Genomic DNA, 13,925 nt, shown 5'->3' on the forward strand with positions numbered 1-13,925 from the left:
GGAAGGGGAAAGCCAGGGATGGCTTCACTGCCAGAATCGGGCATGCAGGTGCCCGATTCACCGTCAGGGGAGGGGGAAACCCCGCTGGCCGGCCTTCGGGTCGGCTTTTTTCGTGGCAGGAAAGCAACGCCTCATGTAAGCCGTGCTTCTCGGGCACCGTCGTGTTGACCCCGGCGATGAAGCAGCGCCGCAGGAAGTCTGCGGCGCTGCTTTTGTCGGAACTCCCCTGCCGCTGGCCAGGCTGGTCTTTCGCCGGTGGATTCTCACCACCTGCAGGGTGGCGGGAGTCGAGACCTTACCTCGGCCGTCTTGGTCAGCTCTGGTTGCTGGTGATCTCCCTGGGCGTCGCCTCACCGGATGTCTTGACCTTCGGCGCGACCTTGTCGCTGACCGTCTGACCCGTCGTTATGGCGCTGTTGCCGGTCTTGTCGAGCGTCAGTGTGGTCTCCATGCGTTCGAGCGTGTTGGCACTGATGCCCTTGACCTCAGCCAGCTGATCGATGCTGGTGAAGGGGCCATTGGCCTTGCGCCAGGCGACGATGGCCTGTGCCTTCTTGTCACCGATGCCCTTGAGCTGAGTCAGTTGCTCAGGGGTGGCGGTGTTGATGTTCATCTCGGCAGCCTGCGTCAGAGGGGTGAAAGCCATCAGGCCTGCGACGACGAGTGATCCCATCAGAGTTTTCATGAGCTTTTCCTTGTTTCATGATGATTGTCGGGGCGTCTGGTCGGGCCGTGATGCCCTGTGCCCAGCACGTGAATCACTGTGGCTGAAGGATGAGTTTTGTAGTCATTAAGAATTAAACGATTCCTCATCCCTGGGGCCGCTTCAGCGCTCAACGCGCGAAAGTGCTAGCGCGAATAGCGAGCTGATTCGATTCGGCTTTCTCTGAGCTTACAGGTGCGTTGGTGGGCGCTATAATGTTGCCCCGAGCCCATGACCCCCTGTCATCGCGCCTAGTCTCATTGCCCGGAGCCCGGATGCCTGCCACGACTTCCCCCCTGATCATCGCCCTCGATTACCCGGATATGGCCGCCGCACTGGCCATGGCGGACCAGCTGGATCCGACGCGCTGCCGCGTCAAGGTGGGCAAGGAGCTGTTCACGCGAGTGGGGCCGGACATCCTCAAGGCGCTGCATCAGCGCGGCTTCGAGGTCTTTCTGGATCTCAAGTTCCACGATATTCCCAATACCACCGCGCAGGCCGTGCTGGCGGCTGCCGAGCACGGTGTCTGGATGACCAACGTGCACGCCGGTGGTGGCGCGCGCATGATGGAAGCCGCCGCCAGTGCACTGGCCACGCGCCAGCTCGAGACGCGCCTGATTGCCGTGACCGTGCTGACCAGCATGGAGCAGAGTGATCTTGCGGGTATCGGTCTGGATGTCACGCCACTGGCCCAGGTCGAGCGTCTGGCGAGCCTTGCCCAGCAAAGCGGCATGCACGGTGTGGTGTGCTCGGCGCGCGAGACACCCAGTCTCAAGGCGCTGTGTGGGCCGGACTTCCTCAAGGTGACGCCCGGTATCCGCCCGAGCTTTGCCCAGGCCGGTGATCAGCGACGCACCATGACGCCGGGCGAGGCAATGGCGGCTGGTAGCACCCACCTGGTGATCGGGCGTCCGGTCACTCAGGCCGAGAATCCCATGGCAGCGCTTGCCGCCATCGAGACGGAGCTTGGTGGCCGGGCGTAAGTCAGCGCCCGAGGGGGTGTGAATCGCGGGGTGTCACTCTCGAGATAGGCCGAGCTTCATGTCACGCATGGACGCCAGCGGCTCTGGACAAGCGGCTGGCGTCTTGAGAGTGGCGTTCGGGGTGTCGACGCTCAGTCGGCTGATGTCAGTCCCCAGCTGACCTGCACATCACTTTCGAGTGACAGCTCGCCGGGACGATACTCGTTGCCACCACTCTTGGCTTCTGCCATGTCGGCGCGCATGGCCATCATCGGCGGGCGAGGGCTCTGGGAAGATTCATTGATCGACTGCACATCACCCAGTGTCGCTCCCAGCGTCTCGGCCATCAGTTCGGCCTTGTGGCGTGCCTTGGTCAGGGCTTGCTGCAGTACCTTGTCCTCGAGTGCTGCACGATCACTGAGCTGATATTGCACGCCCGCCAGCTGATTCACCCCCGCTCCCAACAGCAGGTCGATCACCTCCGGCACCTGGTCCAGATCCTTCAGCGAAATGCTGATCGGGCGCTCGAGATGGGTACGCTGCCATTGCTGCGGGTTCTGATCATTGGCCGTGCGCTCGTAGTAGCGCTCCGGTCGCAGGGTCAGGCTGCCCGCCTTGATCAGGCGACTCTCGATACCGGCGCTTTCCAGTGCCTGGATCAGCGTGCTCATGCGGCCTTCCAATGTCTGGCGGGCCTGGCGCGCGGCTTCTCCCTGCTTCTGACTGTCCGGTGCCTTGTCGTCCACCTTGCTGGCCGGTGTCTTCTCCCAGAGACGCGCCTCGATGCTGGCCTTGTCCGGCGCGGCCTCGATGCTGGCACTGGCACTGACATGGACAAGCGCCGGTGCAGGTGTCTGGTCAGCCTGTGCCGTACTCACGGCGCTGACGGCACTCAGTGCCAGCACCAGCCCTAGACGCAGGAAGGAATGCTGGACGCCTGAGCTCGCGTCGGCAGTTTCGGATGGCAGGATGCGGGGCATGGAAACTCCTTTTTGGTACATGGCTATATTGACATATGGTGATATTTTCATATGTCGATATTGACACAGAATGATGGCGTGAACGTCCGACATCGCGTGGATCACGATAGCACTTCGCACGAGAGGCGCTGAAGCGATCGTGTGCCTCGATCAGGCATCTCATGGCGTCAGGGACGTCGCGGTCATACAGGAGCGATACCATCAATACCGTCACGCTATCTCAGGGGCGACGCGCGCTCTTCGGGGGACTGTCAGCGTTGCTGCTCACCGCAATGCCGTCGCTCGCCTGGGCGGCGAGTCTTTCCGTCGTGGATGATGGTGGCGAGACGGTGACGCTTTCCCGGCCCGCTCATCGTGTGGTCACCCTGGCGCCCCATGCCGCGGAGCTGGTCGCGGCGGCGGGAGGGCTTGCACATCTGGTCGCCGTCAGCCAGGGCAGTGATTACCCGCCACAGGTCAAGACGCTGCCGCGTGTCGCGAGCTATCAAGGGCCGAATCTGGAGGCGGTGCTGGCGGCCAGACCCGCGCTGATCGTGGCGTGGGGCAGCGGGCTGTCCGCGGAAATGCAGGCGCGCCTGGCGGCGCTGGGGCTGACGACCTTCCTCAGCGAGCCCAGGACATTGGCGCAGGTACTCTCCAATATCGAGCGCCTGGGGGTGTTGATGGGCACCCGGCCCGAGGCAGAGGCCTACGTGGCGCGTCTCGAGAAGCGCATCAGTCACCTGGAGGCACGCGATGGCATGGAGGGCGACGCGCCCTTGCCGGTCTTCTTCCAGCTGGGCGAGAGCCCGATGACGACTCTGGCAGGAGGGCATCTGGTCAATGAATTGATTCGCCGCTGCGGGGGAGAGCCGTTGTTGTCTGACGCCCCCACCGTGGTGCCTCAGATACGCCGTGAAGCGCTGTGGCTGGCAGGGCCTCGGCTGATTCTGCATCCGGTGGCCGCAGGCGCCCCCCGTGAGCGTTGGAAGGCAGCCTGGCGAGCCAGGGGTGGCCCGCTGGCCTCGGTGGCGCTTGTCGGACTGGATCCGGACCCCGTCAGCCGTCCGGGGCCGCGCAGCGTCGAGGCGATGGCGCAGATCTGCCATGCCATCTCGGTGCAGCGCGCAGCGCGGTGACGTGGGTCGAGTTGCTCAGAAGTCGATGCCGCGGCGCGCCTTGAGGCCATGATTGAAGCCGTGACGTATCTCGGTCATCTCGGTGACGGTATCGGCACAGGCAACGATCTCGCGGTTGGCATTGCGTCCGGTGATGATGACGGTCTGCTCCTCGGGGCGACCTTCCAGCGCCGTCATCACCTCTTCCAATGGCAGGTAGCCGAACTTGACCATATAGGTCAGCTCATCAAGCACGACCAGATAGACGCTTTCATCGCGCATCAGGCGCTTCGCTTCCTGCCACACCGCCTGACAGGCCGCGGTATCGGCGTCACGATTCTGGGTGTCCCAGGTGAAGCCGGTGGTCATGGCGTGGACTTCCAGATTGGCATCCTCGGCAAGGCGCTCACGCTCCCCGCATTCCCACAGTCCCTTGATGAACTGGATGACACCGACCTTGTAGCCATAGCCGAGTGCCCGGGTGATGGTGCCCCATGCAGCGGTCGTTTTGCCCTTGCCGTTGCCGGTGAAGACTAGCAGCTGGCCGCGCTCCTCATTGGCCTGTGCCACCTTGTCGTCGACATGTGACTTGAGCTTTTCCATTGCCGTCTTGTGGCGGGTATTGCGGTCCGTCATGCGTGTGCTCCGTCAGTCATTGTCACTGCGCCGCTCTCGGGGCGGCGCAGTGAGGAGTGTGGCCCGTCGTCAGTAAGAGGTGCTCAGAAATAGAAGGTCACGCCGCCTTCGACGTAACGCCCCTGGGTGTTGTAGCCGTTGACCAGCTGATAATCACGATCGAAGACGTTCTCCAGCTTGGCGCTCAGCTTGACGTTCTGCATCACCTGCCAGCTGGTGCGCAGGTCGAAGACGCCATAGCCGGCGGTGCGAGTGTCCGTGTAGGTATCGGCATCGGTATCGCTGCGGCTGGCACTGCCACGCAGCGTTGCTCCGAAGCTCCAGTCGGCGAGGGCGTAATCGGCATCCAGGCGCGCAAAGCGCTTGGCCCGACGTTTCAGCTGCTCTCCTGTCTCGCGGTCTTCCGGGTCCTGCCAGGTCATGGCGAGATTCACGCTGAGCGCGTCACCTTTCCAGCCACTGCTCAGCTCGATGCCACGGATGCGTGAGCGGTCGATATTGATCGGCGTGAAGTCGGCGCCTTCGTAGCTGATCAGATTGTCGATATCCGTCTGGAAGGCATTGACGCCCACATGCCACCGCTGCTCCTGCAGACGCCAGAAGAGTTCGGCCGTGGTGGAGGTCTCGGCATCCAGATCCGGGTTGCCTGAGCCGTAAGGGCTGTAGAGATCGATCAGGTTGGGGGCCTTGAAGGCGCTCGAGTAGCTGGCGCCGAGCTGCTGTGTCTGAGTCAGGTCATAGGCATAGCTGGAGCCACCGGTCATCTGATGACCATAACGATTGTCATCGTCATACCGCAGGCTGGTGGTGACGTGATGGCGTTGTTGCTGGAGCTGCCAGCTGCCATAGACCCCCGTGGCATAGCGGCTGTCCACTTCATAGCCGTCGGCGGTGAAGTAGGGGCCATCGGCGTCCAGACTTTCCTCGCGGTGATCCACCCCCAGGCTGAGCGTGCCGAGGTCGGTGTAGAAGTCGTGGCGCAGGCCGATCTCGTTGCGGGCACTGGCGACACGCCCGGCATCGCTGCCGGCTTCAGTGTTCTCGTACTCGTCGCGCGTACGCGCCACGCTGACCGTCATGTCCCAGTTCGGGTTCAGGTGGGTCAGCAGGCTGGCATCCAGTACCAGCTGGCTACCTTCTCCGCTGCAGTCTTCAGAGGCACTGAAGCTGCTGTCGTAGCAATCGTCGTAATCGTAGTCCGTGTCGGTCTTGGCGACGCCGAGAGACAGCGTGGCTCGCTGGCCGAAGTCGTGCCCAAGGCGCAGTTCGGCGCCCGTGGCCTCGTAGCCATCATCTTCACTGCCGGTATCGCGGGCGGAGAAACCATCGCTTTCATCATGATGGAGATTGGCGGAGAGACGAGTGTCATCTTCCACCGAGCTGAACTGGGCGTTCTGGCGGAAGGTGCCGTCGCTGCCGGCGCGCAGCGTGACTTCCGCGTGCTGGCCGACTTCGCTGCCGCCACGCGTGATCAGGTTGATCACGCCGCCGATGGCATCGGCGCCGTAGACGCTGGCGCGCGGCCCCCGCACGATCTCGACACGTTCGATGGCAGACAGCGGCAGAAATTCGAAGTGCGCCAGGCCATCGGCGCTGTTGGCGATGCGCTGGCCGTTGACCAGGATCAAGGTGTGATCGGACTCGGTGCCGCGCATGAACAGGCTGGTTTGGCTCCCCATCGGACCGCTGCGCGCGACTTCGATGCCATTGCGCGACTGCAGCAGATCGACCAGCGAACTGGCCTGAAGGCGATCGATCTCATCGCGCGTGATGACCTCGGTGCTGGCCAACACATCATTCTGCAGCTGGGGGATGCGATTGGCGGTGACCTGAACGGTCTCCAGGCTATCCGATGAAGGGGCGGTGGTCTCCTGTGCCGCCAGGGCAGGAGGTGTCAGCAGCAGCAGACTGCCCACGAGGGTGTACTTGGCCTGCGCGTGCGCGCGACCACGGGTCTTGTAAGTATTCATGAATGATCCTCAAGCGTCAGACGCAATGAGGAGGACAGGCGTGACAGGGTGCGTGGATGCACATCGTCGCGGCGTGCCCCTTTGAAAAAGGACATCCCGACGAATTTGCCACTGGTGAGGCCCTCCGCATCAACCAGTGTGGAAGCGAGGGCCGGTCTCCGGACTGACGCCTGGCGGACGTCCTGTTGGAACGTCTCACCCCCTCATGCGCCTTCCCACCTCCTTCCCTTGAGGGTCGTCACGAGGACGTCCCGGAGGCAGTGGCTGGTCATCTCGACCGGCATGAGCGTTGCGATCACCGTTGCGGGGGCAGTACGGGGCTTTCACCCGATTCCCGAGCACCCAGGCTTCTACCCGAGCTATTGTCTGGGGAGGGCGACAGGGAGTCAATCGGCAGGCCCCGTCGTCTGCCGGTCTGGCGTTCGCTGGCTCGTGACGCGGGCTGGATACGACAACGCCCGCACTGGGCGGGCGTTGTCGAGAGGTCACCTGACGGCGTGTCTCACTCGCATGCGAGGCTTGCGATGAGCGTCACAGCGACAGGAACAGTCCGGCAAGACTGGCTGACATCAGGTTGGAGAGCGTACCGGCGAGAATCGCCTTCATGCCCATCTGCGCGATGTCACTGCGGCGGTTCGGTGCCATCAGTCCCAGGCCGCCCATCAGGATGGCCACGGAGGACAGATTGGCGAAGCCACACAGCGCGAAGATGATGATCGCTTCGGAATGCTCGGACAGCTTGATCTGATGGCTGGCGAGGTCGGCGAAGGCGACGAACTCGTTGAGCACCAGCTTCTGACCGATGAAGCTGCCGGCCTGGATGGCTTCATGCCACGGCACGCCGATGACCCAGGCGACCGGCGCGAAGGCGTAGCCCAGCAGCAGCTGCAGCGTGATGTCCTGATAGCCGAACAATCCACTGACCCAGCCGATGATGATGTTGCCCAGCGCGATCAAGGCGATGAAGGCCAGCAGCATGCCACCGACATTGATGGCCAACTGCACGCCGGATGCTGCGCCGGACGCGGCAGCATCGATGACGTTGGTCGGGCGATCGATGTCCTTGCCCAGGGCTTCCTCGACACTCTGGGTCTTGGATTCGGTCTCCGGAATCAGCATCTTGGCCATCAGCAGGCCACCCGGGGCTGCCATGAAGGACGCTGCCAGCAGGTACTTGAGGTCAATGCCCAGCGAGGCATAGCCCACCAGCACGGAACCGGCCACGGAGGCCAGGCCACCGGTCATCACCGCAAACAGTTCCGAGCGGGTCATGCCGGCGATGAACGGACGCACGACCAGCGGTGCTTCGGTCTGGCCGACGAAGATGTTGGCCGCGGCGGACAGCGATTCGGGACGGCTGGTGCCGAGAATCTTCGAAAGCCCGCCACCCAGCACGCTGATCACGACGTTCATCACGCGCAGGTGGTAGAGCACCGCGATCAATGACGAGAAGAACACGATGATCGGCAGTACGCGCAGAGCGAACACGAAACCACCGCCACCGAAGACTTCGAACATCTTGTCGCTGACCAGGCCACCGAACAGGAAGTCCATGCCCACGTTGGCACTGGACATGACAGCCTGAACCCCTTCGCTGAGACCGAGCAGCATGCTCTTGCCGGCGGGAACGTAGAGTACGAATGCCCCCAGCAATGCCTGGATGGCAAAGGCCCCCAGTACGGTGCGCAAGCTGATGGCGCGTCGGTTTTCAGATAATAGGAAGGCGATCCCCAGGAGGGCTAAGACGCCCACCAGGCCCATGACGATCTGCATCAAGCAGCTCCTGAATGCGTAGGTGTTACGTTGAGGACAAGGCAATAGCGCTGGCTGCCGGACAGGGCTGCCAAAACTGGCGCGTACTCTACCAGCATTTTGGGCGGCTGTCGGAGTCTGCCACTAACGTTTTAGGCATTTTTTGTGAATCCCGCTTCGCGGCTGTGCGCCATTCGCCACGAGGCCCGCCGGAAGCGGGCCTCGTGGTCAGGGGGCTGGCATCATCTCCGGGCGCCGTGCTGTCTGCGCGCATGCCATTTTCGGGATGCATTCAAGCCGTCATCAGGCTCGGCCACCGGGGAGGCGGCTGGCGGGCAGGGGGCCGGAGCCCGTGGCGGTGCCGGGATTCGCGGTGGAGCGGGTGGTGGAACTCGCGTCAGAGCCTGTCCCTTCTGTGGCCTGGGATGACTTGCTCGACTCGGCCTTGTCCGCCTTCGATTGCGCCGGTCGGGTCAGCTCCGGCGAGTCGGCATAGATCAGGCTGATCAGCGTCTCACCGGCCTTGGGTTCCAGTGCGACGGCGGAATTGGCAATGCGAATCCGGCCCTGGCTGCTGATGCAGAACAGGGTCAGCAGGCGGTCATCATGAATCCGGCGATAGTCCTCGAGACTGAAGTTCTCGCTGATGCGGGCACGCCGGAACTCCGCCCCCTGTGACAGCAGGCTGGCCAGCTTGGCGTAGGTGACCTGACCATCGAACAACAGCGGCAGGTGGCCGAGCGCCTGGTCCTGCTGGCGCTTGGCATTCTTGCCATTGTCCTCGGCGAGCCGGAAGACTCGGCCGTGGCCGAGGATGTGCTCGAAATGCAGCGCCGCGAGGCTGTTGAGCTCGCGATAGGGCGACAGGGGCATGAGATGGCCGATGCCCGTCAACTCGAGATGCTGTGAGGCATGCTCGGACAGCGGGTTGCCGTAATAGACCGGCAGGCCTGCCATGCGGGCTTCCTGTACCGCGTCCCAGTTGGTATCGGTCAGGCGTACCGAGAAGCCGGCATCCACCAGCTCGCGGGCGACCAGGCGCGACACCGAGTTGGCCCCGAGAATCAGGAAGCCCGAGGGCGGTGGCTCACCGACACCCAGCACCTTGACGATGGGGCGCGACAGCAAGCTCTGGATCACCACCGTGCCGATGATGACCAGGAAGGTCATCGGGACCAGCATCTCGGCGCCTTCGATGCCTTGGGATTCGAGCTTGAGCGCGAACAGCGAGGCCACGGCGGCCGCGACGATACCGCGAGGAGACAGCCAGGCCAGCAGCGCCTTCTCGCGCAGCGTCAATTCGCTGCCCAGGGTGCACAGCCAGACAGTCAGCGGGCGCGCGACCCACATCAACACGGCCAGGAAGACCCATGCCGGCCAGGACAGCAGCGAAAGCTGCTCGACGGTCAGGCGCCCCGCCAGCAGCAGAAACAGCCCGGAAATCAGCAGGACGGTGAGCGTCTCCTTGAACTCGATGATCTGCTGGGTAGGCACGCCGCGCATGTTGGCCAGCCATACCCCCATGACGGTCACGGTCAGGAGTCCGGATTCGTGGAACAGGGTATTGGAGATGGCGAAGAGTCCCAGCATCACCATCAGGGTGCCGAAGTTGTGCAGCTTCTGGGGCAGCCAGAAGTGGCGCAGCACCAGCCCCCAGCACCAGCCGCCCAGCGCGCCCATGCCAAGGCCGAGGCCCACGGTCTGGGCGAACAGCACCAGGGTATGTGACACCGCATTGCCGGTCATGCCCAGTGCGACGTACTCATAGACAAGTACCGCCAGCAGCGCGCCCACCGGGTCGATCATGATGCCTTCCCAGCGCAGGATCTGGGTCAGGTTGCCGCGCGCGCGCAGGGTCTGCAGCAATGGCATCACCACGGTCGGGCCTGTCACCACCAGCAGGGCCCCGAGCACGGCGGCCATCTCCCAGCGCATGTCGAGCAGATAATGCGCCGCCACGGTGCCGATCACGCCGGTGATCACCACCCCGGTGGTCACCAGTCGTCTGACGATGTGCCCGTGTCCCCGCAGGTCCTTGAAGTCCAGCGTCAGACTGCCCTCGAACAGGATCACCGCCACTGCCAGCGAGACCAGCGGGAACAGCAGGTCTCCCAGCAGCTCATCCGGCTTGAGCCAGCCCGTGACGGGGCCGGCAAGGATGCCAACGATCAGCAGCGGCAGGATGGCGGGCAGACGCATGCGCCAGGCCAGCCATTGACAGCCGAGAGCCATCAGACCGATCAGGGTCAGGGCCAGTGCGGGTTCCGTCATCGGGAAGCTTCCTTGGAGTCAGCGAAAATGAGCGGTGCCACTGACGCGGTCACCGCTCATCGAATCGTCTTGTCTCGGCCAGATGCCAACATCACGGCTGGCCGGAAGGGCGCAGACTAGCGATTGATTCCGTGGTATGCAACGTCGCGTTGCCTTATCGCGCTCCCCCTCATGTCATTCCTCCTGCACGGCCACTGGGCCCCCTGGCTGTCACTGCGCGCGACGCACCAGTGGCAGCAGCGCCTGGAGGGGATGCGGCAGCTGACGTTCGGAGAAGCGTTTGCTCTGGCTGCGACAGGAATAACCACTGGCGACCAGCTTGCCCTGATTGGCCTCGTCCTCGACCACCGCCTTCCACGACAGCTCATAGATGGCACGTGAGGTCTCGAGATTGCGCGCTTCGTGACCATAGGTGCCGGACATGCCGCAGCAGCCGGTGGAGAGTGTCTCGAGGCTGAGACCAAAGGCGGCATACACCTGCTGCCAGGCCTTGGCGGACCCCGGCGCATTGGTGCTCTCGGTACAGTGGCTCAGGAGTGTCAGGCCCGGGTCCATCTTGCCCAGCACCGTCTTGGTGACACCCACCGGCAGCAGCTTGCGCAGGCTGATCAGCCACTCCTGAAGCAGCAGGACATCCGGCACGGCGTCCGGGCCGAGGGTCTTCACATACTCCTGACGATAGGTCAGGGTCATCGCCGGGTCGATGCCGACCAGCGGCACGCCGAAATCGGCGATCGCCTTGAGACGCTTGGCCTGGGCGCGCGCGGTGCGCTGGAAGGCGCCGGTGAAGCCCTGTACCTGCAGCGGCTTGCCATTGGGGGCGAAGGGCGCGACGAACACCCGAATGTCGAGTCGTGACAGCAGCTCGATGATGTCCATCACCAGCTGGGCCTCGAAGTGGCTGGTGAAGGCGTCCTGCACCAGGATCACGCTTCTGGCCTTCTGGGACTCGGTCAGGCGGCCGAGCTGGGTCGGGGTCGCCTCCGAGACGCCCCAGCTCTTGAGCTGTCTGCGCAGACTGGCGCGCGACAGGCGTGGGGCATCGACCATGCCGATCGGGCCTTCCAGCAGACGACTGACCAGGCGATTGGACAGCAGGCCGTTGTAGAGCGGCGTGACGCGCTCGGCCCACGGCAGCACGAACTCGAGGCTGCCGATCAGGTAATCGCGCAGCGGACGCTGATAGCGATGGTGATAGACCTCGAGGAAGCGGCTGCGGAAGTCCGGCACGTTGACCTTGATCGGACACTGGCCCGCGCAGGACTTGCACGCCAGACAGCCGGCCATCGCCTGATAGACCTGCTGATCGAAGCCGACCTCCTGAGCGCCAGTCTGCGTCTGTCCACCACGACGCGCCTTCAGCGAAGCGCCGATGCGGGTCGGCAGACGCGCCAGCCACAGGCCGGCCCCCTTGAGGCCCGGCGTCCGGGCGGCCTGCGCCTCGGCGATCACGTCCCGTCCGGCATTGCCTTCCAGACGCAGCCATTCACGCATCAGGCTGGCGCGCCCCTTGGGCGAATGGATGCGCTGACGCGTCGCCTTCCAGGACGGGCACATGGCGTCGTTGGGGTCGTAGTTGTAGCAGGCACCGTTGCCGTTGCAGTAGACGGCGCTGGCGTATTCCTGCCACACGCGTTCATCGATCTGGCGATCGAGATCGCCGCGCATGGTCACGTCATCGATGCGCATCAAGCGGGGGTCGAAGGCCTCGACGGCGCTGTCAGCGTGATCACGCTTGTCGCTCTCGCTCCCACCTTCGCTGGCGCCAGCGTCATCGACCAGCGTCACTGACAGGCGGGGCGAGGTGATCTTGCCCGGGTTGAGCTGATTGCGCGGGTCGAAGGCCGCCTTCACGTCCTGCAGCGCCCCATAGAGGCTGCCGAAGAAGCGGGGGGCATATTCCGAGCGCACGCCCTTGCCGTGTTCGCCCCACAGCAGGCCACCGTACTTGTGGGTGAGGGCGGCGACCTCGTCGGAGATCTCGCGAATCATCGCCTGCTGGGCGGGGTCCTTCATGTCGAGTGCCGGGCGTACGTGCAGCACGCCGGCATCGACATGCCCGAACATGCCATAACGCAGGCCGCGGGCATCGAGAGCGGCGCGGAATTCGGCGATGTAGTCCGCCAGATGCTCCGGCGGAACGGCCGTGTCCTCGACGAAGGGCAGCGGACGGGCTTCTCCCTCGACATTGCCCAGCAAGCCCACCGAGCGCTTGCGCATGCCATAGACGCGACTGATCTGCGCACGCCCACGCGCTTCGGTGAAGCCGAGGCGCTCGACGCTGGTGTCACTGGCCAGATGCTCGCTGAAGGCGGCCACCTTGGCGTCCAGTGCCGCGTCGCTGTCGGCATTGAATTCGATCAGGTTGATGCCGCCGATGGCCGGGGAGCCCTCGGCACTGGCCGGGAAGAATTCCTCGACGCTGTCCCACACGAAATCCTGCATGGCCAGGTTGAGCACGGTGTCATCCACCGTCTCGATGGAAGTCGGACGGTTGCCCTCGACCGCCATCAGCGTCTTGGCGTCGCGCAGCGCGTCCATGAAGCTCGCGTAGCGCAGGTTGATCAGCGTCGAGCAGGGCGCGATGGGCAGGGCATTCAGCTCGGCCTCGACCACGAAGCCCAGCGTGCCCTCGGCGCCGCACAGCAGACTGTTGAGGTTGAAGCGCCCATCGGCCTCGCGCAGGTGGGCGAGGTCGTAGCCGGTCAGGCAGCGATTGAGCGGTGGGAAGATGTCGGCGATTTCCTCGGCACGCTCATCGGCGATGGCGCGCGCGGTGCGGTAGATCTCACCGACGCGATCCTCACGTGCGCACAGTGCCTCGAGCTCGGCATCGTCGATGGCATGGCTCGACAGGCGTGTCCCGTCGAGCAGGACGCTGTCGAGCGTGATCACGTGGTCACGAGTCTTGCCGTATTCACAGCTCCCCTGGCCGGACGCATCGGTATTGATCATGCCGCCGATGGTGGCACGATTGGAGGTCGAGAGTTCCGGGGCGAAGAACAGACCATGCGGCTTGAGCGCGGCATTGAGCTGATCCTTCACCACCCCGGCCTCGACCCGTACGCGACGCTTCTCGACATCGATCTCGAGAATGCGGTTCATGTGGCGCGACACATCCACCAGCACACCATCATTGAGTGACTGGCCATTGGTGCCGGTACCGCCGCCACGTGGCGCCAGGGTGACCGCCGCGAAGCGGGGGGCGTTGGACAGCCGCGCGATGCACTGGATGTCCTCGGCATGACGTGGATAGACCACGGCCTGAGGTAGTACCTGATACAGTGAGTTGTCAGTCGACAACACGGTACGGTTGGCGTAGTCCGGACTGATGTCACCGGCAAAGCCTGCATCGCGCAGGGCGGCCAGGAAGTCCAGGTAGAGGGCATCGACGGGGGCAGGCGTATCCAGCAGGCGTTCGGTCATGATCTCGCTCGGGCAGTGAGTCGCGTCAGGCAGGCCACGTGGGCCAATGTGCCTAAGCTTACCTGAGCTGAAGGCGTGGCCCCAGCCTCAAGGGGCATCCTGCGCTGTCCTGTCAGGATAATCCGGTC

9 protein-coding genes and 1 riboswitch are annotated in these 13,925 nt (G+C 63.9%); of the genes, 2 read left to right on the forward strand and 7 right to left on the reverse strand.

Annotated elements, in window-relative coordinates:
• Positions 1–313: 313 nt before the first annotated feature.
• A complete protein-coding gene (locus tag OW493_RS00655; protein WP_289862816.1) occupies positions 314–685 on the reverse strand; it encodes a helix-hairpin-helix domain-containing protein in 372 nt (123 codons plus the stop codon).
• A 293-nt stretch (positions 686–978) separates the two neighbouring features.
• Between OW493_RS00655 and pyrF the strand changes: the two genes are divergently transcribed.
• Complete coding sequence (pyrF, locus tag OW493_RS00660; protein WP_084209187.1) at positions 979–1,686, forward strand: orotidine-5'-phosphate decarboxylase; 708 nt, start codon at positions 979–981, stop codon at positions 1,684–1,686.
• A gap of 131 nt (positions 1,687–1,817) precedes the next feature.
• Here the strand turns inward: pyrF and OW493_RS00665 are convergent, their stop codons facing one another.
• Positions 1,818–2,645 (reverse strand): SIMPL domain-containing protein, encoded by an 828-nt coding sequence (locus OW493_RS00665; RefSeq protein WP_289862817.1) that lies wholly within the window; start codon positions 2,643–2,645, stop codon positions 1,818–1,820.
• A 257-nt stretch (positions 2,646–2,902) separates the two neighbouring features.
• On the opposite strand from OW493_RS00665, the gene OW493_RS00670 reads away from it, so the two are divergent.
• Complete coding sequence (locus OW493_RS00670; RefSeq protein WP_167593048.1) at positions 2,903–3,763, forward strand: ABC transporter substrate-binding protein; 861 nt, start codon at positions 2,903–2,905, stop codon at positions 3,761–3,763.
• A gap of 15 nt (positions 3,764–3,778) precedes the next feature.
• On the opposite strand, the gene cobO is transcribed toward OW493_RS00670, so the two are convergent.
• The 5 genes from cobO to OW493_RS00695 all read right to left on the reverse strand — a co-directional run bounded on the left by cobO (position 3,779) and on the right by OW493_RS00695 (position 13,797).
• A complete protein-coding gene (gene cobO / locus OW493_RS00675) occupies positions 3,779–4,378 on the reverse strand; it encodes a cob(I)yrinic acid a,c-diamide adenosyltransferase (RefSeq protein ID WP_077371790.1) in 600 nt (199 codons plus the stop codon).
• 83 nt (positions 4,379–4,461) lie between these two features.
• A complete protein-coding gene (locus tag OW493_RS00680; protein ID WP_289862820.1) occupies positions 4,462–6,348 on the reverse strand; it encodes a TonB-dependent receptor in 1,887 nt (628 codons plus the stop codon).
• A gap of 131 nt (positions 6,349–6,479) precedes the next feature.
• Positions 6,480–6,721, reverse strand: a riboswitch (cobalamin riboswitch).
• 158 nt (positions 6,722–6,879) lie between these two features.
• The gene (locus OW493_RS00685) at positions 6,880–8,121 is read right to left on the reverse strand and encodes a NupC/NupG family nucleoside CNT transporter (RefSeq protein WP_077371796.1); all 1,242 of its coding nucleotides are present in this window, start codon (positions 8,119–8,121) and stop codon (positions 6,880–6,882) included.
• A gap of 282 nt (positions 8,122–8,403) precedes the next feature.
• Positions 8,404–10,371 (reverse strand): sodium:proton antiporter, encoded by a 1,968-nt coding sequence (locus OW493_RS00690; RefSeq protein WP_191236653.1) that lies wholly within the window; start codon positions 10,369–10,371, stop codon positions 8,404–8,406.
• A 210-nt stretch (positions 10,372–10,581) separates the two neighbouring features.
• The gene (locus OW493_RS00695) at positions 10,582–13,797 is read right to left on the reverse strand and encodes an FAD-binding and (Fe-S)-binding domain-containing protein (RefSeq protein ID WP_289862822.1); all 3,216 of its coding nucleotides are present in this window, start codon (positions 13,795–13,797) and stop codon (positions 10,582–10,584) included.
• Between the last annotated feature and the right edge of the window lie 128 nt (positions 13,798–13,925).

Origin of the sequence: Cobetia sp. 14N.309.X.WAT.E.A4, assembly GCF_030397495.1 — a bacterium.
Classification (GTDB): Bacteria; Pseudomonadota; Gammaproteobacteria; order Pseudomonadales; family Halomonadaceae; genus Cobetia; species Cobetia marina.